This is a genomic window from Granulicella sp. S156 (assembly GCF_009766105.1).
Lineage (GTDB): Bacteria > Acidobacteriota > Terriglobia > Terriglobales > Acidobacteriaceae > Granulicella.
Genome location: NZ_LMUH01000001.1, coordinates 84,707 through 107,341, shown reverse-complemented (window position 1 = coordinate 107,341; position 22,635 = coordinate 84,707). Strand labels below are relative to the sequence as shown.

General features: G+C 56.5%; 21 protein-coding genes. 7 read left to right on the top strand and 14 right to left on the bottom strand.

The window, feature by feature from the left end:
• The first annotated feature begins 14 nt into the window (after positions 1–14).
• Positions 15–686 (top strand): GntR family transcriptional regulator, encoded by a 672-nt coding sequence (locus tag GSQ91_RS00525; RefSeq protein WP_158819299.1) that lies wholly within the window; start codon positions 15–17, stop codon positions 684–686.
• A gap of 6 nt (positions 687–692) precedes the next feature.
• Here GSQ91_RS00525 and GSQ91_RS00520 read toward each other — a convergent pair whose 3' ends face one another.
• From GSQ91_RS00520 to GSQ91_RS00495, 6 genes are all read right to left on the bottom strand, one after another.
• The gene (locus tag GSQ91_RS00520) at positions 693–1,961 is read right to left on the bottom strand and encodes an SLC13 family permease (RefSeq protein WP_158819298.1); all 1,269 of its coding nucleotides are present in this window, start codon (positions 1,959–1,961) and stop codon (positions 693–695) included.
• A gap of 59 nt (positions 1,962–2,020) precedes the next feature.
• Positions 2,021–3,304, bottom strand: a complete 1,284-nt coding sequence (locus tag GSQ91_RS00515; protein ID WP_158819487.1) for an MFS transporter — start codon at positions 3,302–3,304, stop codon at positions 2,021–2,023.
• Between the two features lie 112 nt (positions 3,305–3,416).
• Positions 3,417–4,640: a multidrug effflux MFS transporter gene (locus tag GSQ91_RS00510; RefSeq protein WP_158819297.1), complete on the bottom strand. Its 1,224-nt coding sequence runs from the start codon at positions 4,638–4,640 to the stop codon at positions 3,417–3,419.
• Between the two features lie 169 nt (positions 4,641–4,809).
• Positions 4,810–7,068, bottom strand: coding sequence for a Tex family protein (locus GSQ91_RS00505; protein WP_158819296.1), 2,259 nt, complete (start codon positions 7,066–7,068; stop codon positions 4,810–4,812).
• Positions 7,069–7,134: 66 nt separating this feature from the next.
• A complete protein-coding gene (locus GSQ91_RS00500; protein ID WP_158819295.1) occupies positions 7,135–8,478 on the bottom strand; it encodes a replication-associated recombination protein A in 1,344 nt (447 codons plus the stop codon).
• Positions 8,475–9,299: an RNA methyltransferase gene (locus GSQ91_RS00495; RefSeq protein WP_158819294.1), complete on the bottom strand. Its 825-nt coding sequence runs from the start codon at positions 9,297–9,299 to the stop codon at positions 8,475–8,477. Before GSQ91_RS00495 ends, GSQ91_RS00500 begins: the two co-directional genes overlap by 4 nt.
• A 98-nt stretch (positions 9,300–9,397) precedes the next feature.
• Between GSQ91_RS00495 and GSQ91_RS00490 the strand changes: the two genes are divergently transcribed.
• Both GSQ91_RS00490 and GSQ91_RS00485 read left to right on the top strand, forming a co-directional pair.
• Entirely contained in the window at positions 9,398–10,042 is a 645-nt protein-coding gene (locus tag GSQ91_RS00490) for an L-threonylcarbamoyladenylate synthase (RefSeq protein ID WP_158819293.1), read from the top strand.
• Positions 10,043–10,091: 49 nt separating this feature from the next.
• Positions 10,092–10,772 (top strand): YdcF family protein, encoded by a 681-nt coding sequence (locus GSQ91_RS00485; protein WP_158819292.1) that lies wholly within the window; start codon positions 10,092–10,094, stop codon positions 10,770–10,772.
• A 7-nt stretch (positions 10,773–10,779) separates the two neighbouring features.
• Here GSQ91_RS00485 and GSQ91_RS00480 read toward each other — a convergent pair whose 3' ends face one another.
• The 3 genes from GSQ91_RS00480 to lnt all read right to left on the bottom strand — a co-directional run bounded on the left by GSQ91_RS00480 (position 10,780) and on the right by lnt (position 14,385).
• Complete coding sequence (locus GSQ91_RS00480) at positions 10,780–11,520, bottom strand: class I SAM-dependent methyltransferase (RefSeq protein WP_158819291.1); 741 nt, start codon at positions 11,518–11,520, stop codon at positions 10,780–10,782.
• 108 nt (positions 11,521–11,628) lie between these two features.
• Positions 11,629–12,763 (bottom strand): peptide chain release factor 2 gene (gene prfB / locus GSQ91_RS00475; RefSeq protein WP_158819290.1). Its coding sequence is split into 2 segments (ribosomal slippage): positions 11,629–12,693 and positions 12,695–12,763, totalling 1,134 coding nucleotides; the frame shifts between segments, so codons are not numbered across the junction.
• A 5-nt stretch (positions 12,764–12,768) separates the two neighbouring features.
• Positions 12,769–14,385 (bottom strand): apolipoprotein N-acyltransferase, encoded by a 1,617-nt coding sequence (gene lnt / locus GSQ91_RS00470; RefSeq protein ID WP_256370359.1) that lies wholly within the window; start codon positions 14,383–14,385, stop codon positions 12,769–12,771.
• A 249-nt stretch (positions 14,386–14,634) separates the two neighbouring features.
• Here lnt and GSQ91_RS00465 point away from each other — a divergent pair, with 249 nt between their 5' ends.
• Positions 14,635–14,955, top strand: a complete 321-nt coding sequence (locus GSQ91_RS00465) for a hypothetical protein (protein ID WP_158819288.1) — start codon at positions 14,635–14,637, stop codon at positions 14,953–14,955.
• A gap of 219 nt (positions 14,956–15,174) precedes the next feature.
• Here the strand turns inward: GSQ91_RS00465 and GSQ91_RS00460 are convergent, their stop codons facing one another.
• Positions 15,175–15,822 carry a class I SAM-dependent methyltransferase gene (locus GSQ91_RS00460; protein WP_158819287.1) on the bottom strand — a complete coding sequence of 216 codons (648 nt, stop codon included), beginning with the start codon at positions 15,820–15,822 and terminating at the stop codon, positions 15,175–15,177.
• 268 nt (positions 15,823–16,090) lie between these two features.
• Here GSQ91_RS00460 and GSQ91_RS00455 point away from each other — a divergent pair, with 268 nt between their 5' ends.
• On the top strand, positions 16,091–16,963 hold the full coding sequence (locus tag GSQ91_RS00455; protein ID WP_158819286.1) for a hypothetical protein: 873 nt from the start codon (positions 16,091–16,093) through the stop codon (positions 16,961–16,963).
• A 13-nt stretch (positions 16,964–16,976) separates the two neighbouring features.
• On the opposite strand, the gene menC is transcribed toward GSQ91_RS00455, so the two are convergent.
• The 3 genes from menC to mazG are packed head-to-tail and all read right to left on the bottom strand — an operon-like array spanning position 16,977 to position 19,751.
• Complete coding sequence (gene menC, locus GSQ91_RS00450) at positions 16,977–18,083, bottom strand: o-succinylbenzoate synthase (RefSeq protein ID WP_158819285.1); 1,107 nt, start codon at positions 18,081–18,083, stop codon at positions 16,977–16,979.
• Between the two features lie 28 nt (positions 18,084–18,111).
• The gene (locus tag GSQ91_RS00445; protein WP_371417053.1) at positions 18,112–18,876 is read right to left on the bottom strand and encodes a GNAT family N-acetyltransferase; all 765 of its coding nucleotides are present in this window, start codon (positions 18,874–18,876) and stop codon (positions 18,112–18,114) included.
• 5 nt (positions 18,877–18,881) lie between these two features.
• Positions 18,882–19,751, bottom strand: a complete 870-nt coding sequence (gene mazG / locus GSQ91_RS00440) for a nucleoside triphosphate pyrophosphohydrolase (protein WP_371417048.1) — start codon at positions 19,749–19,751, stop codon at positions 18,882–18,884.
• 62 nt (positions 19,752–19,813) lie between these two features.
• Here mazG and GSQ91_RS00435 point away from each other — a divergent pair, with 62 nt between their 5' ends.
• Both GSQ91_RS00435 and uvrC read left to right on the top strand, forming a co-directional pair.
• Positions 19,814–20,032 (top strand): DUF3311 domain-containing protein, encoded by a 219-nt coding sequence (locus GSQ91_RS00435; protein WP_158819283.1) that lies wholly within the window; start codon positions 19,814–19,816, stop codon positions 20,030–20,032.
• 84 nt (positions 20,033–20,116) lie between these two features.
• On the top strand, positions 20,117–22,192 hold the full coding sequence (uvrC, locus tag GSQ91_RS00430) for an excinuclease ABC subunit UvrC (RefSeq protein WP_158819282.1): 2,076 nt from the start codon (positions 20,117–20,119) through the stop codon (positions 22,190–22,192).
• On the opposite strand, the gene GSQ91_RS00425 is transcribed toward uvrC, so the two are convergent.
• The gene (locus tag GSQ91_RS00425; protein WP_158819281.1) at positions 22,189–22,554 is read right to left on the bottom strand and encodes a VOC family protein; all 366 of its coding nucleotides are present in this window, start codon (positions 22,552–22,554) and stop codon (positions 22,189–22,191) included. The two genes, uvrC and GSQ91_RS00425, sit on opposite strands and share 4 nt — an antisense overlap.
• Positions 22,555–22,635 lie beyond the last annotated feature (81 nt).

Sequence of the window (22,635 nt, the reverse complement as noted above, 5' to 3'; positions counted from 1 at the left end):
ATCGGGACAATCAGATGGCTGCCTCCAACGATTCGAAACTCAAGCCTTCTCTGCTGATCAAGCAGACGCTGGCTGCCAGGTTGAAAGAAGAGATTATCCGCGGAACTCTTCCTCAAGGCCAGCGAATCGTTGAAAAGTTCTGGGCGCGTAAATTCGAAGTCGCACAGACCTCTGTGCGCGAAGCTATCAATCTCCTCATCAACGAAGGCTTTGCGACTAAGAACTCCGGACGAAGCGCTCGAGTTACCTCTTATACGGCCCGCGATATAGCCCATATTTACGAGGTGAGGTCTGCACTGGAGGGCCTGGCAGCCCGCTTACTCTCACAGGCAAAAGCCGACCTAAAATCCTTGCACGATGCGATCTATCGGATGAGGGCGGCGATTCAACGGGAGAGCGTCTCCGAACTATTGGAGGCCGACCTGCTCTTTCACCTGCGCCTCTGCGAACTCACAGGAAACGATTTTCTGGTGCAGCAGGCACGCACGCTGCTGGTTCCGCTCTTCGCCTTTGTCTCGATGAGAACCGCGGCGAATTCCCAGCCCGCGGCGGCTTGGACCGAAGACATTGAACGCCATCTGGCAATCGTTCGGGCCATCGAAGACGGCGAGCCGATGTTAGCGGAACTTTCAGTCCGAAACGCAATCCAAAGGTTTGCGGTACGCGCGAATGAAATTTGGCAGTGAAGACTGCTATGTCGATTGAAACAGTATCTGCACCAGCATTGCGCCACCCAGCGAAAGCAAAAGCGCGATAGGCATTGCGACCGCGCCAACCTTGAGGAAATCCCAGAAGCTCACGTCGAGCTTCTCCTTGCGTAAAGCAAGCAACCAGAGGATCGTTGCCAGCGACCCGCTGACGGAGAGATTTGGCCCAAGATCGACACCGATCAGTACAGCATTCGCGAGCAGGCCTTTCGTGTGGACGGCGTGCAGAGTACTTCCTGCGATCAACCCCAGAGGCAGGTTATTGACTAGGTTGTTCGCGACGCCTACTGCCAAGCCAGTAACGAGAGCGCCTGTTACTGAAGGAAGTTTCTGCACCCAGACTAGCCAGGACTCGGTGAGATGTAGCGCGCCAATGCTTTCCACGGCATCCACCATGATGAAAAGTCCAGCGACCAATACCAGCGTGCCCCAACTGATTTCACGAAAGAGCTTGAGAGGATTACTGCGCGCCCTCAGAGAGACGCAGGCTGTGATTACGAGCGCAACCAGACATGTTGGCAGGCCCAGGTCCTTTCTAAGAGAGGAGGCAGTCAGCAGCACTACGACCATGAGGAAGAGCCCGCCTAGAACGAGCTTGCCATCGCCGCTCAAGGGTTCAGCTTCGACTTCGCACTCAATGGCAGCGCAGAGCTCTCTGCGAAATAAGTACCGCATCACAGCGTACGTCGCAGCGATGGAGAGTATGGACGGTATACCGAACGAGAGAAGCCACTGCCCCAGCGGAGGCATACCAGCATGGAAGACAACCAGATTTGCAGGATTGGAGATCGGCAGGACAAAAGAAGCCGCATTCGCGATTAGCGCGCAGATGAATAGATATGGAAGCGGTTCGACTTTCGCCTTGCGTATCGCCGTCAGAATCGCAGGTGTCAGAACGACCGCTGTAGCATCGTTCGACATAAAGATTGTCACCAGCGTTCCCACACCATAAACCAGAGTGAAGAGACGAGAACACGATCCATTCGCGCTGCGCACAGCCACGGACGAAAGCCAGTTGAAGACACCGTGCTCTCGAGCGAGTTCTGATAACAGCATCATGCCGATCAGGAAAAGATAGACATCGGAGCCTTCCGCGACAGCTTTACCGGCAAGCTGTAGGGGTACAAGACGCAGGAGAAGGAGTAAGGCAGCGCCGCCACCGATCCAGTAGACCTCGGCAATGGCTCGCGGGCGAATGAGCATCAGCAGGATGCTGACGGCAACAATCAGTGGTAATAGAACGTGCGAGAGCATGGGCACTATTGCCTACCACTTCCTTCCATTTTTGCTTGGGCCTAGTAAACCATACTCTCTCATAACGAGCCCTCTTGCAGGCGAGGTGCAATCTTTGAATCGCCTTCCGATTGGATGCGGCCACTCAGTGTTTCCGGTACGCCGAGCCACAAGAGAATGAAGGCAATCGCGGCCACACCCCCTAAGCTAAGAAACGAAGCCCGAAAGCTATAGTGCTGAATCAGCTTGCCGCCGAATGTGGTGCTGAGTGCCGCTCCTAACCCGACCGCAGTTGCAAGTCCCCCTTGTACAAGATTGAAACGTCCTGTTCCTCGCGTGCGGTCGGCGACGACCAGAACAGAGACGACCCCAAAGATGGCATTCGCCACACCATCCAGCAGTTGGATGGCAATCAGTCCAGCAGTGTTGTGTGTCAGGGTGTACAGCAACGCTCTGAGTGGAAGCACTCCGAAGCCAAGGAGGAGCAAGTGTTTCCGACCATGCACATTGGCATACCGGCCGATGGCTGTCGCAGATAGCATGATCACGACCTGCGTAACGATGATGCATGCGGACATAAAGGGAGCCGCCGTCTCTTTAGCTCCTTTCGCGAGCATCTCTCCCAGCTGCGGGAGCATGGCCGCATTCGCGAAGTGAAAGAAGAAGGCGCAGACGAGAAATACAAGAAGCACGCGATCTCTGAGCAGCGTGCTCATGATGGAGGCAGCTTTTGTGCTCGTGGCCTCTTCCTGGCGCTCGCAGCCGCCCCTCGCCATCTCATAGTCGATGTCGTCCCGACGAATGAACAGGACGGAGAGAATTGTCGGAATCGTGAGCACTGCTGCAGTAATAAAGATGGCTCGATTTCCGAAGGGCCTACTGACTCCCGCAATGAGCAGAGCGCAAAAGACGTTTCCAGCGGAATTGAACGATTGATTCTTGCCAAACTGACGATCAAAGTATCTGACGCCAACCAACCCCATGGTGATTGCTGCAAGGGTTGGAGCCAGAAATGGCCCAGCTCCGCCTACCAGGACCTGAGACGTGAGCACCGCCCACGGCGCGGCGGTGATTGAGAGAAGAACTGCGCCTGTGGCCAACAAGAGCGAGCCTCCGATCAAAATCAGCCGCTTGGACCGAACCTGATCGACGATAGCGCCCGCAGGAGTCTGCAAGACGACGGTGATGATGCCGCCGAGCGTCAACACCATGCCGACGCGGCCGGCTGCCCATCCAGCGCCGGCAAGATAAGCGGCAAGAAAGGGGCCAAGCCCTGTTTGAACATCTGCGAGGAAAAAGTTTGTTGCCCCTAGCGCGCGTAAGCTAGGTCTCTTTGCTGAAACGGTATTGGGAATATTCGCCATTGTCTGCAAACGATGAGCATCCTACGTTCTAGCAGTAAGTAGGATGCTCATTGTTTGCAGAGAAACAGTGCAAAATCTATTAGGCGTCGATAGTTTCCCCCTAATGAACTGCTTAGTGCAGCACCAAAGCATCCTGCTCTTCGTTCTCGACTATGTGCCGAATACTATTCCGACCCACCAGAAGAACGACCAACGCGATCAGTGCCGTGGAAGAGAGCAGCGACACCACAGAGCTGGCCCCAAGCATGCCGATGCCCATCGAAATCAGCGCTCCCGTGCCTGTCTGCAGGCAGCCCAGCAGTGCTGATGCCCGGCCAGCGTGGCTTGAGAAGGGAGCAAGCGCCAGTGCAGCTGAGTTTGGGTAAGTCAGGCCGATGCACGAGAGGAAGCCAAAGAACAGTACGAGAGTTACTTTCAGGCCCAGCATATGGCTAAGCATTCCGGCAAAGAAAAGTGCGCCAATCGTTACCTGCGGGACCAGCGCGGCAAAGAAGATTTGCTGGCTGCTGAACCGGCGCAGCAGAAAGACATTCAACTGGTTGCCACCGATGAAACCCATAACCAGAACGGCGAAGACGATTCCGAAGGCTCTGACCCCCAGGTGGAAGCCATCCATAAAGATGATGGGCGACCCAGCCACATAGGCAAAGAGCCCCGCAAAAGAGAAGGCTCCTGCAAGGGTGTAGGTCAGAAATTGCGGCTGCTTCAGAATCATCCAGAAACCACGCAACATCGGTTCAGGGCGCAACGAGACAGAGTGATCCGGCTGGTGACCTTCGGGGAGCAACAGAAACGTGCTCATGAGAATGACGAATGCAATTGCGGCAAGAACGACGAAGATCCATCGCCACCCCAAACCGGCGATCAGTAGACTGCCAATCGTCGGTGCCAGCAACGGAGAGACACCGATCATCAGGAAGAGGAGCGAGAAGATTTTGGCGCTCTCCTTCACCGGAAAGAAATCTCGAACCATGGCAATAGCGCCGACCTGCGCTACGCAACCACCCAATGCCTCAAGAAATCGCAGGGCAACAAACGCGTGCAGGCTGTGAGCCATTGCACAACCGATGGAGGACAGGATGTAGACCGTCAATCCTACATAAAGCGGCCGCTTTCTTCCGTAGCGGTCCAGCAGAGGTCCATAGAGCATCTGCCCCAGCGCGAAACCGACAAAGTAGGTGGAAAGCGTGAGCGAGATCGCCGGTGTGGTCGTTTTGTACTCCGTGGCAATCACTGAAAACGCCGGGAGATACATGTCGACAGCAAAGGGGGTCACGACGCAGAGAGCACCCAGCAGGACAATGATCCAGTTGTTGTGACGGGTAAGGTGAGCCATCCGAGTGGACTGTACTCCTCTAGCTGTGAGGTGCAGAGAAACCTCTGCGGTTGAGTTGTGACTTAGGATATGGACTCTTTAGGAGTCAGATGTTCTCATCATATCGTTCACGGCAGCCAGCAGCAATCGCGCGGCATAGGGACGATGACTGACTGCGCAGCTATTCGATTCAGTTGGAGCTTACCCGCCATTTCGTAGAGAGCGCTGCCAGCTTATCGTCCATCGATGCCGCAGGCTTCGATGTGACCGGAGTCCTGGGCTTTGGCGCAGAAGGTGCCTGAAGTGCTTTGATGGACAGTGAGATGCGCTTGGTCTTCGTATCCGCAGACAGAACCTTTGCCTTGACGATCTGACCGGCTTTCAAGACCTCCGATGGATCCTTGATAAAGCGATTCGATATTTCAGAGACGTGCACGAGACCATCCTGATGGACACCGACGTCAATAAACGCGCCGAACTTTGTCACATTCGTAACGACGCCTTCCAGCACCATGCCCGGTTGCACGTCTGAGAGTTCGCGCACAGACTCGTTGAACGACGGCGCTACAAACTGATCGCGCGGGTCGCGACCAGGCTTCCGTAGCTCTTCTAGGATGTCGTTCAGAGTAAACGTACCAGCAGAAAAATCCGTCGCCTTCACCTTGGCCAGAAGCTGCGGACTGCGGATGAGTTCGGAGACAGGCGTATCGAGCGAACTGGCGATCTGCGCCACCAGAGAGTACGACTCTGGATGCACCGCCGTGCTGTCGAGCGGTTCCTCACCATTGCGAATACGCAGGAATCCTGCCGACTGCTCGAACGTCTTTGGCCCGATACCCGGCACCTCATGAAGCTGCGTACGAGAGCGGAAACGACCGTTGGTATCACGGTAACCGACGATGTTCAGGGCGATACGCTCACTGATCCCGGCAACGTAACGCAGCAGCGTCCACGAAGCCGTATTGAGGTCGACACCGACACGATTCACGCAGCTTTCGATGACCGTCTCCAACGACTGTTGTAGCTGCCGCTGATCGACGTCGTGCTGATATTGGCCAACGCCGATGGACTTGGGGTCGACCTTCACCAGCTCCGAAAGCGGGTCCTGAAGACGCCGGGCGATAGAGATTGCTCCGCGAACGGTGAGGTCCAGATCCGGGAACTCCTGCCTTGCGATATCGGAGGCAGAGTAGATGCTGGCTCCCGACTCTGAAACCGTGACGCGGAAGATGCCGTCGATCTTTTGCTCCTGCATAAAGTCACGGACAAAGGCGTCTGTCTCGCGTGAGGCTGTGCCGTTGCCGATAGCGATGGCGCGGACGTTATGCTTTGCGACCATGGCCGCAAGCTTCTGCGAGGCCTCTGTCGTCCTGCCGGTGTGGGGATAGATGACATCATGCGCCAGAAACTTGCCCGTCTCATCCACGATGGCGATCTTGCAGCCAGTACGCAGGCCAGGATCGATGCCAAGCACACCGATTGGGCCAGCCGGTGCGGCCAGCAGAAGATGCTGCAGATTCTCGCGGAAGACTTGAATCGCATCCGTGTCGGAGCGACGCTTCAGTTCCAGCCGGAGTTCGCCCTGGATCGACGCGTTGAGCAGCCTCTTCCAGCAATCTTCGATCGCAAGGTTGAGATGCGGTGTCCAATCCCCTTCACTGCGCAGGATGCTGGAACGCAGAAGCCCTGAGATACGCGGCTCTTCCAGTTCGATGAGCCAGTACAGGACACTCTCGGCCTCGCCACGCCGGACTGCCAGCATGCGGTGCGAAGGAATTGTCTTCACGGGCTCGCGGTATTCGTAGTACATCTTGAACTTCTCTTGCTCGTCTTTTGCATCGAAGCTCTTGCGGCTGACGATCAGGCCCTCTTCGAACATAAGGTGGCGCGCGGCCTTGCGAACCGCGGCATCTTCACTGATCAGTTCGGCCACAATATGGCGTGCACCCTCAAGCGCCTCCTCAATAGTCGCCACCTCTTTCGACGGGTCGACGAGCGACTGTGCGAGTTCGACCAGACCGATGGCAGCAGGCGTCTGCGCCCAGATGTATTGGCCTAGCGGTTCGAGGCCTTTTTCGCGAGCGATCGTGGCTTTTGTGCGACGCTTCGGACGGTAGGGCAGATAGAGGTCTTCCAGTTCGCTGCGATCCAACGTTGCAGCGATGCGAGCCTTCAGCTCATCGGTGAGCTTTCCCTGCTCCGCGATGGAGGCGAGGATCGTCTCTCTACGCGCGACAAGCTCTCGGAAGTACGCGAGCTTCTCCTCCGTATCTCGAATCTGAACCTCATCGAGATTGCCCGTCGCTTCCTTGCGATAGCGAGCGATAAACGGGACGGTAGAGCCTTCATCCAAGAGCGCCATGATGGCACGAACGCCTTGCAGCGGTAGATTTAGGATTTGCGCGATATGAAGGAGAATCTGAGGATCAAGCGATGTGATGGCTGCCATGTTCCTCTACAGGATATCGAGTCCTGTAGAGGAAAACCCGGCTGGAGCATCGTGCCGGGGAAATGTTTACTTCGGTCGCTTTGCTTCGCGGATGCGGGCGATCTCTTCCATACGCTGGGCAAGAAGCCTCTCGCGGCCCTCCTGCGTGGGCTGGTAGTAGCGGCGGTTGGCGAGCGATGGCGGCAAGCATTCCATGTCGGCTACACGCCCCTCTACATCGTGAGCATACTGGTAGTCCTTGCCGTAGTCGAGCTCCTTCATCAGCTTTGTCGGAGCGTTCCGCAGATGCAGTGGCACGGGTTCCGCAGGGCGCGATTCGATGTCCGAGCGCACCGCTCCGAACGCGGTGTAGACCGCATTCGACTTGGGCGCGAGTGCCAGATAGACAACCGCCTGCGCCAGGGCGAGTTCGCCTTCGGGCGAGCCGAGGAAGTGCATGGCGTCGCGAGCGGAGAGGCATAGATTCAAGGCTTCGGGGGCGGCAAGGCCGATATCTTCGACGGCCATGCGGACCACGCGCCGCGCGACGTACATTGGGTCTTCTCCTGCAATCAGCATTCGGCTAAGCCAGTAAAGCGCAGCATCCGCATCCGAGTTGCGCACGCTCTTATGCAGGGCCGAGATGATGTCGTAGTGCTGCTCCCCTTTCTTGTCGTAGAGCAGCACACGCTGCTGAAGAGCCTCCGCCGCGAGTGCGCGCGTCAGTAGTTTTTCGCCGCGGCCTTCTACCAGCTTTGCAGCAACTTCAAGCGCGTTGAGAGCGTTGCGCGCATCTCCGCTGGAGTAGGAGGCAATCGCATCCAGCGCACCTTCTTCGACCTCCAGCTGCAGCAGGCCAAGACCGCGTTCACCATTCTGCAAGGCCCTTTGTAGCAGAGCTACGATCTCGTCCTGCCCCAAGGCACGCAGGGTGTAGACACGGCAACGCGAAAGCAACGCGGCGTTGATCTCGAAGGAGGGGTTCTCCGTGGTCGCGCCGATCAAGCGAATCGTTCCGCGCTCGACGTAAGGCAGAAATGCGTCCTGCTGCGCCTTGTTGAAGCGGTGGATCTCATCCACAAACAGGATCGTGCGCGAGCCGAACTCGGCGGCCTTCTCGGCCTCGACCATCACCTGTTTAATTTCCTTGATGCCTGAGAGCACCGCCGAAAACTCGATAAAGCTAGCCTGCGTCTCACGGGCGATGATCTTAGCTAATGTCGTCTTACCGACACCGGGAGGCCCCCAGAACAATAGCGAGGCCGAATCGTCACGTTCTATCTGCAAACGTAGCGGCATACCCGGCCCCAGCAGATGTTGCTGTCCAAAGAATTCGTCGAGCGAGCGCGGACGCATGCGTTCGGCCAGGGGTGCGGTCCTTACGACTCGTTGGGCGCTCCGTTCCGGTAGTCCTGTGTCAAAGAGACTCATAGCTGCCCCGTCGCGGCTTTAGACGTGCGCTGAAGATTCTGCCGGAACGCCTCATACATGAGGGTTGAACCTGCAATCGCCGCATTCAATGATTCGACAAAGCACGGAATATTCACCTGATCATCGGCCAGGTTGAGCGCGATTGCCGACAACCCCGCACCTTCGTTGCCGATCATGACGGCGCACGGAGCAAGCAGGCTGGCCTGCATTACCGGAGTTGCGCCTTCCGCATGGGCAACGGCGGCGTGGAGCCTAATTCCTTCGGCTGCGAGCCATCCCTGGATCTGCTGCAAGGTGCCGCGCACGATGGGAATACGGAATACGGAACCTGCAGACGCGCGCACAGCCTTTGGGTTCCACTGATTCACAGTGCTCGAGGTTACGTAAACAGCGCTGATTTGGAAGGCCTCAGCGGAGCGGATCAAGGTTCCGAAGTTGCCGGGGTCCTGAATATCTTCAAGAACAAGAACCACCCCTGGGCCCGGCGGAGCATCTTTATGCGTGAGTTGGGGAATATTGAAGGTTGCAGCGATTCCCTGCGGCGAAGCCGTATCGACTGCACTCTCGAAGACATCTCTGCTTAACACAGCCCAATGATTCGATTGCAGTTCCTTGAGAGACGACCGTTCCAGCACGTTCTCGCTTCCCTCGCGGATATAAACCGTGTCGAAGCGTGTGTGCGACCGCATGGCTTCGACGATGAGATTTTCTCCCTCGATACCAAGCAGCTCACCTGGCTGTGACGCCTTTCCACTCAGCGCTGCGCGCAGTGTTTTCACACGAGCATTGGTTCGGCTGATAATGGGTTGTGGCAAGGTCATCGCGATTCTAAGTTTACCCCTCGTACCCCGCTCCACGTGTTGCCGTGCTATAAGCGAAGACGGGGCAAAAGTCCTCTAGATAGAATAAGGTACCCATTGTGACGGCTGAACTTCTTCGTATCCATCCCGACGAACCGGAGCCTGCGCTCATCGAGCGTGTCGTGCAGCGCCTCAACAGTGGTGAGGTTGTTGCCCTGCCCACGGACACGTTCTATGGCCTGGCCGTCGATCCCGTAAATCTTCGTGCAGTCGACCGCATCTACGATCTTAAATCGCGCGCACGCCACAAACCGTTGTCGCTGTTGATCGCCGACGTCTCCCAGGCTTATGAGCTCGCTCGAAGCATCGATACTGGTTTCGACCGGCTCGCCGAACGCTTCTGGCCCGGCCCTCTCACGATCATCGTGAAGGCCGGCAGCAAGCTGCCCTTGCGCGTAACAGCCAATACCGGCAATGTTGCGTTGCGCGTTCCGGAGGCTCCGATCTGCCGTGCTGTCGTTGCCAAATTGGGATTGCCGATCACGGCAACCTCCGCAAACCTGCGCAGCCTGCCGGAATGTACCTACGCCGGCTGCGTGCGAGAGCAGTTTGGCGACAAGATTCCGCTCATTGTCGACGGCGGGCCTACTGCGCGCTCGATGGCAACGACTATCGTCGACCTGAGCGGCGGAGCCAACTCGTGGATGATCCTTCGTGAGGGCGCGATTCCAACCCACGAGATTGCACTTGCACTACAGCGTTAGCGCGACTGGCTTCTGAAGCCGTCTCGCGGCATACTAGAACATCCCGACCATGACGCAAGAAACCACTCCCGAGAAGACCAAGAGCCCGGCCAGCAGCGCCCCTATGCGCTTCTCGCGCAGGCTGCTTCTCGTGCTTCTGCTGGTGACTGCCGGATGGTTCGGTTGGGTCTACCATGAGATCAAATTCACCTCGGAGATCGACAATGCGCAGCCCGCCGATGCCATCGCGGTCTTTGGCGCGGCAGAGTACGCCGGGCGGCCTTCGCCAGTGCTGCATGCACGCCTGGACAAAGCCGTTGCCCTGTACCAGCGAGGCATCGCACCGGTCATCATCACCCTGGGAGGCGGCTCCGATAAGGACTCCGGCAACACCGAGGGAGGCGTGGGGCGCGATTACCTGCTCGCCAACGGCGTTCCCTATGACAAGATCATTGCCGAAACCGAGTCCTTCGATACCGAACAGCAGGTACAAAAACTCTCCGACATTGCGACAGAGAAACACTTCCAGCACATCGTCGTAGTAAGCGATGGAACACACCTGTTCAGAATTGAGTTACTCTGCCGTCGCGCCGGCCTACAGGTTTACACCTCACCGCGTGCGCAACTGGGCCACATCGACAACCTGGACGAAGCACAACGCATGATCCACGAAATGCTCAGCTATACAGCGTTGCGATTTGACCTGCACGCCAGTTGGCTGCATCGCTGGCTTCATGGCAGGGCCGATTAGATCTGCCCTACTCAGGCTTCCGTGCAATGACTACAAGCAACGGCGGAAAGGTCGTCAGTATGCTTCCCCACTTGCGCTCCACGTTCAGCCCAGCTTTCGCGAACGCTTCTGCGTACTCGCCCGTAAGCTTGTAGTCGGAGATGGCCGCCACACCACCAGGCTTCAATACACGCACAATCTCAAGCAAAGCTTTCTTCCGCGTTGGCCGATCATAGAGATTATGCAGGCAGAGGTTTGAGACCACCACATCGAAGCTGGCGTCGGCAAAGGGCATAGCCTGGGCTCCCTGGCTCACGAGCGTGCAACGCGAAACTACGTCTTCCAGTTCCAGATTGTGCAGAGTCGCCGCCTCGGAGTTGCCACCCATGTCCTCATTCGACCAGATGTCGATTCCCGTGGCATGGCCCGTCGCCAGCTTCTTTGCGGCACCCGCCAGCAACAATCCTCGACCGCAGCCCACATCGAGCACCTGCTCGTCTCCACGCCACCGATGCATCCCAAGGATGAAGTCACGGTGCCCAAACTTGCCCACTTTCACGTAGAGCAGATACAGAAATCCTTCGACCAGACAACATCCTGCTATCCATCCAAATGTCGGGTGAGTCTTTAGGGCAACAGGGCCGAGATGCAGCGTCTTCGGCAAAACCAGCGCGAGCACAAGCGCCAGTGTTCCGAACACAAAGAAGTTGCGCAGGACCTTCGGCGCGTCGATGCCGTAGTCGGGCTTTGTCATGGATACGGTGGACAAGGTGTTCCTCCCCGCGATGATTCTGATGACTCCACATCGCTGCGAGAAGTATTCAGCGTTTCATCGCGAGGAAGAAGTGCCGTATGTCACCGACTTTCATGACAGATGTCATCCCAGATCGTCGTCCGCAATGGCTGCCGGAACGCCGCCTTCCCTGCGCATCTTGAGATAGCCACGAATAAAAGGCTCCAGCTCGCCATCGAGCACGCGATCGACGTCCCCGACTTCTACGCGTGTGCGCAGATCCTTGGCAATGCGATAGGGCTGCAACACATAGCTGCGAATCTGCGAGCCGAAGTTAATCTCCAGTTTCGAGTCCTCCAGCTTGCGGCTGACAGCCTTTTTCTTGTCGAGCTCGTACTCATAGAGACGCGAGCGCAGCATCTTCATGGCCCGCTCTTTGTTCTTATGCTGCGAGCGCTCGTTCTGACAGCCCGCAACGATGCCCGTCGGAAGATGCGTGATACGCACGGCGGAGTCGGTCGTATTGACATGCTGGCCGCCCTTACCGCCTGAACGGTAGGTATCGATGCGAAGATCGTCGGGTTTGATATCGATGACGATAGAGTCGTCAATCTCAGGTGAGACGAAGACGCTGGCAAAGCTGGTATGGCGGCGTTTGGCCTGATCGAAAGGCGATATACGCACCAATCGATGCACGCCTGTCTCTCCGGAGAGCAGGCCGAAGGCGAAATCGCCCGTGATGGTAAAAGTCGCCGACTTGATGCCGGCCTCTTCACCATCCTGCAGTTCGTTAATCTCGGTCTTGAAGCCCTGCCGCTCAGCCCAGCGCAGATACATCCGCATCAGCATCTCGGCCCAGTCCTGGCTCTCCGTTCCTCCGGCGCCGGGATGCACTGTAACGATAGCGTTCAAGGTATCGTTCTCTTCCGAGAGCATTGTGCGCGATTCGAGGGCTTCGGAGAAAATCACAAGGGAGTCAATCTCTCGCTTGAGATCCGGTTCAACCGAAGCCTCTCCCTCACGCATCAGGTCAAAGTAGGCGTCAATGTCCTCACCACGACGTGCCAGCTCGGCGTCATTGGCCAGTTGCGACTCGAGCCGTTTTCGCTCGCGCATCAGGGGTTGTGACTTTGCAGCATCGGACCAGACCGCCGGGTCGGCGATCTTTTCCTCGATAACAGCAAGCTCTTTTTTCAGGCGGGGTGAGTCAAAGATACTCCCGCAGGTCGCGCACCTTCTCGCGGACCGGGGAGTAAGCAAATTCCAGATCATTCAACATAAGAACTAGTTTACTTCTCTTCGTGGCAGAAAACTCATTACTAACATCGCCGCGCTGACCAATGCGCATATCCAGGCAAACCAGTCGCCGTGGCGCGTGTAGAAGGTGAGGTCGTCGCGATAGTCGAACGGGAAAGCGAATGCAGCACGCACATGGCGAGGTGTTGAGAAGATACCGCGCCCATGCGGGTCAATCGCAGTTGTAACGCCGGTATTGGTGTCTCTCAGGATCCAACGGCGATTTTCGATGGCACGCATCCTAGCCATATCGAGATGTTGCCAGGGTGCTCCGGTATCGCCAAACCAGCCATCATCGGAAATATTCACTAGTACTTCTGCACCATTCTTTACAAACTCACGAACCTCATCGCCGAAGATCGACTCATAGCAGATAAAAACGGCTTCTTTATGCCCATCCAACTGGAAGATCGTATGCTGGGTCCCGGCATCCATTCGCCCGACACCATCCACCAGTTTGCCCGCAAAGAAGAATAATTGCTTATACGGGACGTATTCTCCCCAGGGCACGCGATGAATTTTGTCATAGCGGCCGAGATAGGTTCCATCCTTATCGAAGACAGCGGCCGAACCGTACTCGCGATAACCGCCCTCAGCGGAAGAATCGAAGTCGACCCCCAAACTGCCAGCTATCACGGGAGTATCGCTGGAACGCGCCAGACTACCTAGTTGCGCACGAAATGCAGGGTCTGTTGTCGCGAAATCCGCGGGTGCCTCCGGCCAAATAATGAGATCGTGTTTCGCGTTCTGTGGCACCGATACCCAGGAAAGCTCCGACCCATTTTTCGTAACTGAAACAAGTGGCGAAAGGCTCCATCCAACAAATTGGCGGTATTTTTCTTGTGTATGGAGAACTTCTACATTGCGGCCTGGAGCGCCTACCGCGAGATTTTCCTGTAACAGGACTGCCGTGTGTTCCGACAGATCCTCTGGCGAATGGCTAAGTACCCCCAACTGCAATCCGGCGACAAGTAAAACACCGATCGCGAGCAGATTTAGGCGTTGGCGTGTACTTTGAGCAACCCCAATAGATGCGAAAATCGCACTGGGAATAGCCACAATGAAGCTCAAAAGCATTACTCCGCCGAGCGGTGCCAGCTTCGTGAGTAAGGAATTGTCTACTTGCGTATAGCCCAGAAGATCCCAGGGAAATCCCGTAATACGTGCCCGCGCCAGTTCCACGGCTACCCAAAGAAATGGCGCCGCGATTAGGGCTGCCTTGCGTCCCATACGCGCATTCAAAAGCCCCACTAGCCAGCCGAATAATGCGTGATACAGACCAAGATACAAGCTAAAAAGAAGAAGAATCCCAAGTGCGACAGGCTTAGCCAGCCCGCCGTACAAATACATGGTCTGATAGGTCCAATAACAATTTCCCAGGTACCAGAAGAAACCGCAGACATAGCCTAAAAGTGCGGTCTGTCCAGGTCTTAGGCGGCTTCCATGGGTATCTTTACCAAGTAAAGCCAACAACAGCGGCACCAGGCAAAACCAGCAGAAAAGCCTACGCCACAAGGGTACTGGACCAGCAAGGGGGAATGGCAGCACCTGCAGAAATGACGCTAAAACCGCCAGCGCCCAGAGACGTAAAGGGATAGTCCGCATCGGTTTCGAGTCTAGCATTCTCCGCATTAGTGAACTGTCACAGGAGTATTACGTGAAAACTACACGAAGAACAGGCGAAATAACTCCCGCTTACATGCAACTTAGAGCTATACAGCACCTCCAACAAGGAGGTCATTTAATTATATGATTGCAATTGGGCAATCGAAACTATATGGTGTAACTCCATCGAAGTCAGGGCTAGCAGTAGGTACGATGGATGTATAGAAAAAATGAAATGGAGATTTCAAAATGGACTTCAATCGCATTCTGTCGGAGTTGGACGCTGAGATAGCACGACTTCAACATATCCGCGCCGCCCTTACAGGCGCCGGAACAAGCACAGCCGCTGCAGTTACAGCTGTTGCCAAATCAGGACGTGGACGGCCCAAGGGCAGCAAAAATGCTCCCAAGTCTGTAGTTACCAAGGCCGCACTGGCCTCAGCACCCAAACCAGTGGCGGCAAAGGCCACCAAGGGTAAGCGTAAGCTGAGCCCCGAGGGCCGCAAGCGCATCGCTGATGCCATGAAGCGCCGCTGGGCTGAGCGTCGCAAGGAAGCCGCGAAGAAGTAATCTTCCTGGCTGACTGCTATCGCAAAGAGAAAGGGAAGGCTGACAAATCAGCCTTCCCTTTCTCTTTGCAGCACTTACAAGAAAACTGCAAGTTTAGATACTGCTCTTAGCAGCATTTTCACAGTCGCTGTGACTTCGCAAAGATTGTGCAACGTGGTTTTCTTAGGGGAAACCACGCAAACGACCTTTGTTCCACCCTACACTCACTGTGAAAATGCTTTAGTGGACCGCAATCACTTCGCGGACATTATCCTTGCCCAGAAAGAAGCGAACCCGACTATATCCCTCTAAAAACTTCTCGATCTGGCGCGTTTGGTAGACCGTCTGCACGGGGAAATTTCCCGAAGTCAGCACAATCAGGTTCTCACTGTCGGTAAGCTGATAGCGGGAAAATGTCGTCCCTGGACCATCGACACGACCATGAAAAAAGGCCAGCAGATTGCCATCCGGACGGAGAACCTGGCGTAATCGCTGAAATAAAGCCGGAACTAATTGCGGCGGCAGATAGTTCGCGGTGTCCCAGAGAAGAATGACATCGAAATCGCGTTGCGAAAAATCGAGGTTGGCCGCAATAAATCCTTCCGTATCGAACTCCTGCGGGCTTCCCGGCTTTGCATCGGGCGCAGGCGGCTTCAACCATTCAGGGCGGGCTGCATCCTGAACGATATTCGACATATAGACACTGTGCCCCAGTGAGGTCAGATAATTGATGTTGGCTGGTGAGGTTGCTCCGAAGTCGAGCACGCGCAGAGCTTCGCTCGCCTTCATGAACGCGAGAATGTCGTTCCAGCCGCGGGAATGACGAGTCGAGCTTTCTCCTGCGCCATTCCCGCCGGAGTCCTTACCCTTCTTGAAGATGTCGAACATGGCTAGCTTTCCAGAGCCGAAAAGACTCTCAGGCTTTTACTTCCGTCAGCATGGCGATACCTTCCTTAGGTCCCGCCGTTTTCTTCTTACCAGTGTCGCTCCTACCCCCAGATGCCTTACAGTAGCACTGAGCCGAACTATACCCAACCAAATGAGGTAGCACAATCATCTTCCATCCGGGATTATGCGTCTAACTTTACAGCGAGGCTTTCGAAGATTGAACTTTTTAATGCGACTTCCCTTGCCGCAGGCGAAATGCAGGCGTTTTGTGGCAGTTCTGATCCTGTTTTCCAGTGCAACCCTTTGTCTTGCGCACTCGGGTGCGGCCCAGTCTACGGCTCAGAACCAGCCTGCAACGACACTTCCTTCCGAGCCTCCACGCTTCTGGATAGAGCAGGCAGCAGACAATGAAGTGCACATCATCGACGCCGATGGAACCTTTCCTCTGCGCTACCGCCAACGCAAGATCGACGCGAAGGGCGATACGACGCGCGAGATCATCGAGAGTCGCGATGGCAGCGTAGCACGGCTGATCGAACGAAACGGCCAGCCAATTACAGCGGCTGAAGACACCGGCGAGCGCCAGCGTCTGACCGACTCACTCGCTTCACCATCTGACTTCATCAAGCACCACAAGCGCGACTCCGCGATGCGCTCCGATGTCATGAATCTGGTCCGGCTCATGCCGCAGGCCATGATCTACACCTATGTCCCCGGGCAACCACAGTTTCCAGGTTCGACCTCGAAGCAGATTGTCATCGACTTTCAGCCCGATCCTAAGTTCAAGCCACCTACCCTATTTTCCGGAGTGCTCACCGGCCTGGCAGGGCGGTTCTGGATCGACCAACAGACACACCAACTGACCCGCGGAGAGGCGCACGTTCTCCACGACGTCGACTTCGGCTGGGGCATACTAGGAGCTGTCCATCGTGGTGGGAAGGTAGCGTTTGAACAGACCGACTCCGGCAACGGACGATGGTTTTACTCACACCTTGAAGAGCAACTAACCCTTCGCGTACTCGTCAAAACCTTGCCTCAGAATTCGGTGATGACTAATTCGGACTTCCGACAGATGCCTGCGATGGTTCCCTATCAGGAGGCCATCCGGATACTGTTGGCGATCTCTATTCCGCTTCGCTAGATACAGAACCCCTCTAGCGAAGCGTGTGCTGCCGCACGGTGATAGCGTCGATGCGATCGCGTCGCACCTCAAATCCGCGACCTGGTGTCGTCGGCACTGTGATTTCACCCGATGAGCTAACCGTTACCTCCGGCTCAATAATGTCCTGTGTCCAGTAGCGCTTCGAGGCCGATACATCTCCAGGCAACTTGAAATTCGGTAACGACGAAAGTGCGATGTTATGCGCACGTCCGATACCGGTCTCCAACATACCTCCGCACCATACGGGGACACCAAACTCCTGTGCAACATCATGAACGGCGAGGGCCTCTGTAAACCCGCCGACACGGCCTACCTTGATGTTGATGATCTTCCCACTGCCTAGTTCCAGCGCAGCACGCGCGTCGCGATGGTTGCGAATGCACTCGTCCAAACAAATCTTTGTATTGATGCGCTTCTGCAGCGTCGCGTGAAAATAGAAATCGTCATACCAGAGCGGCTGCTCGATCATTAACAGGTTGAACCGGTCCCACGCCGCGATGTGATTGGCATCGTCCAGGCTGTACGCTGAATTCGCATCGCAGCTTAGAAGAATGTCAGGCCAGCGATCGCGAACCATCGCAAAGATGCGATCATCCCAACCGGGCTTGCACTTCAGCTTGATACGTTGATAGCCAGCGGCCACCTCGGTCTCGATCTTCTCCATCAACTTCTCGGGCGTAGGCTGTATGCCAATCGACACGCCGCACGGAATCGTTGATCGCGTGCCGCCCAGCAACTTCGCCAGGGAAACACCCTGCCGCTGTGCGTCGAGCTCCCATACGGCGTTCTCCAGAGCCGCCTTGGCCATGCGGTGACCACGTACCTGCTCAAACAATGCCGGACAGTCGCGACCACTGGAGATCTCCACATTCAGCAACCGTGGCGACAGTTCCGTCTCGGTGATGTGCCACGCCGTATCGACCATCTCGTCGCTGAAGTACGGATGCTCGCCCGCCACGCATTCGCCCCAGGCGCTAACGCCCTCAGCTTCGATCTCGACCAGCAGAATTCGGCGGCCAGTCGTGATACCAAAGCTTGTCTCAAATGGATGGGCAAGCGGCATATTCAGCTCGCGCATGTGTATGGCTTCAATCTTCATCGTCTCTCCCTCTTACAAACCGCGCCGCTCAATACAGGTATTGTTCGTCCCAAACACCCAACAGAAAGCGCCCATCGCCCTTGGGGCTGCGCTCATAGCCAACTACAGATAGCCCACTGGCAAAGGCCGACTCCAGCGCAGCCGCATTGCGCGACTGGACCTCGCGCGCGGCATCGTGATCATCGGTTGAGGCCTTCCAGGCATAGATCTCCGCAGGTACATCCACATGCTGGGTGGGCTGTATGGTGGGCGCTTCGCCGGCCAGAACGCGCGTCACGCGCTCCGAACGCAGCCACCATTCGGCGTAGACGCGATCGGTGGGAAGACCGCCTTGCAGTGGTGAACTCGAAGGCCCGTAAAAATCGCGCTTATAACGGCGAGAGATCGCTCCCAGCTTGGCAATATTCAGGTGTGCGTTCTTGATCTCCAGCGGATCGAAGGTCCACTCCATCAGCTCGATCCCGCGCGCCAGAGCATCTTCTCGCTGGGCAAGCTTGAGCCGCCGTCCAATCCCGGCATTGCGATACTCTGCGAGCACACCCACCATGTGCGAGTGCAGATAAGGGTGGCCATTACGATACCCCGGCAGCGCCATCGCGAAGCCTGCCATCACATCGCCGTCGAACGCCCCCAGCACCTGCCCCCCGATGCGCGAAGCGACCAAAAACACACGGCGTGGAATCAAGTCGCCATCACTGTAGCCCCAGACGGTAAGCTGCAACTCCACGCAGCGATCGAACTGTTCCAACTCCGTTAGAGATTCAATGCGAATCTCTGCTCCTGACTGTGCCACTACGTTCAAGACCTCGTCTCCGATATTTTTGTTTCAGCGGATTTAGCCTCTCGCCATAACTGCTCCAACTCCTCCGGCGACATCGTTTCCAGAGCTGCCGCGCCGCCAACCCTAGATTCCATCGCGGCAAAGCGTGCGCGAAACGTCGCATTGCTGCGTCGCAAGGCCGACTCCGCATCCACCTTAAGGTGCCGTGCCAGATTCATTGCCGTAAACAGCAGGTCACCAAACTCTGCCTCCACGTTCTCACGATGGTTCGCCTCTACCTCGACCAGGAGCTCCGCAATCTCTTCATCCAGTTTCGCGAACAGCCCCGAGCTATCTGGCCAGTCGAACCCGACCTTTGCAGCCCTGGAACCCAGCTTGCTCGCCTCCAGCGTCGCAGGCATGGAGCGCGGAACGTCATCCAGCATAGACGCAGCAGCAGGTTTTTCCTTTTTCTCTTCTTGCTTGATCTGCTCCCAGTTACGCAGCACAGCGCTTGAATTAGCCGCTTCGACGAGGTTCCCGTCTTTGGGAGGAAAGATATGCGGATGCCTACGGATCAGCTTCGCGTTCAGGTTCTCGGCTACATCCCGCAGGTCGAAGTGCCCTGCTTCGCTCGCCATCTGCGCATAGAAGAGTACTTGCAACAGAAGATCGCCAAGTTCGTCCTTCAAATCGGGCCATGCGCGCCGTTCGATCGCGTCAAAGACCTCGTAGGTCTCCTCCAGCGTGTGCCGCTTGATGGTGTCGAAGGTCTGCTCGCGATCCCACGGACATCCACCCGGTCCCCGCAGCTGTGCCATGATGGCTGCGGCCTTCTGTAACGCCGCAGCGGCTCCAGCTTGTGCCTCTTCCCCGTCGATCTGCTGCTTGTGCTCTACGTGATCCACCTATCTAGCTTACTTGAGACGCTAGCTTACTTGAGACGGCGCGAAGTGATAGCATCCTGCCCATGGGAGCCCCTTCTAACTCGCAACCCACTAAACGCACCAAATGGTGGGTCATCGTCCTGCTCGCGCTTCCCTACTTTGGGCTTTGCTTCCCCGGGCTTTACGCTCGCGCCACACCGGCGGTCTTCGGCTTTCCGTTCTTCTACTGGTATCAGTTTGCGTGGGTTGTGCTGACGTCGTTTCTGCTCTACCTCGTCTATCGCCAGCTCAAGTCCCGCTAAGCTCGCGCATCCTTCTCTGCCGCCGAGCGTCCAATAAGGTTGCGTATGCGTAACGGCACCTCGCTCTAAACTTGTAACAGACCCATGGACCTCATCGAAAAAATCCGGACGCTGCCCACCGGTGCGGGCTGCTACCTCTATAAGAACGCAGAGGGCGAGGTCATCTACGTCGGGAAGGCGAAGAACCTGCGCGCGCGGGTACGCAGCTACTTTCTTGAGGCCAACCAGCTCGCCAACGCCAAGACCGGCTCACTCATGCGTGAGGCCGTCGACATCGAGTACATTCTCGTCGCCAACGAGCGCGAGGCCCTGGCACTCGAAAACAACCTCATTAAGCAGCGCAAGCCGCGCTTCAATATCCTGCTGCGCGACGATAAGACCTACCCCTACATCAAACTGACCCTATCGGACCTGCACCCCAAGGTCTTCGTCACGAGGCGCCTTCGCAAAGACGGATCCGCCTACTTCGGCCCATACTTCCCCGGCAATCTTGCGCACCGTCTTGTTGACGTGATCCACCGCAGCTTTCTTATCCCGAGCTGCAAGGTCGATCTGAACCGCTACCATCCGAGGGCCTGCCTGCAGTACTACATCAAGCGCTGCCTGGGGCCTTGCGTAGAAGGCCTCGTCTCCAATGAGGATTACAGGCAGGCCATCCGTGATGTTCAGCTCTTTCTAGAAGGCAAGCCCAGCGAACTAGAAGCTCGCCTGAACGAACGCATGGCCGCTGCCGCCGAGAACATGCAGTTTGAGCTTGCCGCTCGGCTGCGTGATCAGCTCATCACCGTCAGTCAGGCTCAGGACCGCCAGCGCATCGCCTCCACCGACGACGAAGACGCCGACGTCTTTGGCTTCCACTTCGAAAACGACATGCTCGCCGTCAACCTCTTCCACATGCGCGCAGGCAAGATCGTCGACCGCCGCGACATGTTCTGGGAAGACCTGCCAGAGCTAGACCTCGTCGAAACGCTGAGCCATGAAGATATGGAGCCAGAACTCGAGCCTGACCCCGCAGTTCCCGCGCCAGAGATCACCGCGGACGATGCCATCGTGGAAGAGCACTCCGTCGTCGCTTCCCCTTTCGAAGTTGATCTACCGCGCGGAGAAGTCATAACAGAGAGCTGCGACGTCCCCGAACTCACAGTTCGCAACCTGCAACTCCCTGCTGCGCACCCCGCCTTCTCTCCTGCAGCCTTCTTTTCTGCCTTACTGAAGCAGCTCTACCTGGACCAGGGTTATGTACCCAAGCACATCTATGTGCCCGTCGACTTCCCCGACCGCGTATTGCTCTCCGAGATTCTGCGCGAGCGCAGCGGCCACAAGATCGAGATAGCTGCACCGCAACGTGGAGATAAGCGCTCTCTGGTCGACCTCGTCTGCCAGAACGCGAAGCAGTCCTACGATCAGCGCTTCCGTGTGCTGCAGCCCAGCATCAAGTCCATGCAGGAGGCCCTGCAGGACGCACTTACTCTCGCAGAACCACCCGAGCGTATCGAGTGCTTTGATATCTCGCACATCCAGGGCGCCGAGACCGTCGCCTCGATGGTCGTCTGGGAAAAGGGCGCGATGAAGAAGTCCGACTACCGCAAGTTCCAGGTCAAAACCGTCAGCGGGGTCGACGACTTCGCCTCCATGCGGGAGATTATTCATCGCCGCTACAAGCGATTACATGAAAACAATGAACCTCTTCCGTCTCTGATTCTGATCGACGGCGGTCTGGGCCAGCTTCACGCCGCCGCCGACGCGCTCACGGAGATAGGCCTCACCACACAACCACTCGCGTCTATCGCCAAGAGAGAAGAGATTATCTACGTCCACGGGCAGGAGGACGATCCCGTTATTCTTGACCGTCGCAGCCCCGTGCTGCACGTCATCCAGAAGATCCGCGATGAGAGCCACCGACTCGCGGTTACCTACCATCGCAAACGCCGTCAGATGCGTGACCGCAGCAGCGAACTCGACGATATCCCCGGGGTAGGAGCTATCACCCGCCAGCGGCTGTTGGAGCACTTCGGCAGCGTCCGAGCCTTGAAGCAGGCCGCCGAAAAGAACCCAGATGCACTGTTGTCCGTCGTGAATAAAGCAACAGCAGAAAAGATTTGCCGCTATTTCGTCGAGGAAACTCCTGCGCCGGAATCAACATTCAACATCCTTTCCTAACGGCTGCTCAGCACGTACTGATTTCCATCCGGGTCCTTGAAGATGCCCGATGTCCCCCACGACTCTTTCTTCGGTTCAGCAACAAACTCTACCCCTTTCGCCTTCATGGACGCAGCAGTCGCGATCGCATCATCGCTGATAAACGAGATCGGCTGAAATCCACCGATACGATTCTCGTGTTCCTCCGGGGTAAACAACACAAGCCCTGTCTCCGCGCCCGGGATCAGCAATTCGATCCACCGCTGCTTCTCATTGAATGGTTGGTCGGTCGCTACTTTAAACCCCAGCTTCTCCGTAAAGAACTTCAACGAAACATCCTGATCCTTCACCGGCACACTCACGAATTTAATTCCACGAATCATGGTCGTTTCCTCCTGTGAGCCGAGCATAGGATGTAGTGCGCCAAGCCGCAATTGCCCATTTATTGCTATATTTATTATTGA

Bases quoted from the DNA above. Each gene is read 5' to 3' on its own strand.
- GSQ91_RS00525 (WP_158819299.1), top strand. From the start codon at position 15: ATGGCTGCCTCCAACGATTCGAAACTCAAGCCTTCTCTGCTGATCAAG.
- GSQ91_RS00520 (WP_158819298.1), bottom strand. From the start codon at position 1,961: ATGCTCTCGCACGTTCTATTACCACTGATTGTTGCCGTCAGCATCCTG.
- GSQ91_RS00515 (WP_158819487.1), bottom strand. From the start codon at position 3,304: ATGGCGAATATTCCCAATACCGTTTCAGCAAAGAGACCTAGCTTACGC.
- GSQ91_RS00510 (WP_158819297.1), bottom strand. From the start codon at position 4,640: ATGGCTCACCTTACCCGTCACAACAACTGGATCATTGTCCTGCTGGGT.
- GSQ91_RS00505 (WP_158819296.1), bottom strand. From the start codon at position 7,068: ATGGCAGCCATCACATCGCTTGATCCTCAGATTCTCCTTCATATCGCG.
- GSQ91_RS00500 (WP_158819295.1), bottom strand. From the start codon at position 8,478: ATGAGTCTCTTTGACACAGGACTACCGGAACGGAGCGCCCAACGAGTC.
- GSQ91_RS00495 (WP_158819294.1), bottom strand. From the start codon at position 9,299: ATGACCTTGCCACAACCCATTATCAGCCGAACCAATGCTCGTGTGAAA.
- GSQ91_RS00485 (WP_158819292.1), top strand. From the start codon at position 10,092: ATGACGCAAGAAACCACTCCCGAGAAGACCAAGAGCCCGGCCAGCAGC.
- lnt (WP_256370359.1), bottom strand. From the start codon at position 14,385: ATGCGGACTATCCCTTTACGTCTCTGGGCGCTGGCGGTTTTAGCGTCA.
- GSQ91_RS00465 (WP_158819288.1), top strand. From the start codon at position 14,635: ATGGACTTCAATCGCATTCTGTCGGAGTTGGACGCTGAGATAGCACGA.
- GSQ91_RS00460 (WP_158819287.1), bottom strand. From the start codon at position 15,822: ATGTTCGACATCTTCAAGAAGGGTAAGGACTCCGGCGGGAATGGCGCA.
- menC (WP_158819285.1), bottom strand. From the start codon at position 18,083: ATGAAGATTGAAGCCATACACATGCGCGAGCTGAATATGCCGCTTGCC.
- GSQ91_RS00435 (WP_158819283.1), top strand. From the start codon at position 19,814: ATGGGAGCCCCTTCTAACTCGCAACCCACTAAACGCACCAAATGGTGG.
- uvrC (WP_158819282.1), top strand. From the start codon at position 20,117: ATGGACCTCATCGAAAAAATCCGGACGCTGCCCACCGGTGCGGGCTGC.
- GSQ91_RS00425 (WP_158819281.1), bottom strand. From the start codon at position 22,554: ATGATTCGTGGAATTAAATTCGTGAGTGTGCCGGTGAAGGATCAGGAT.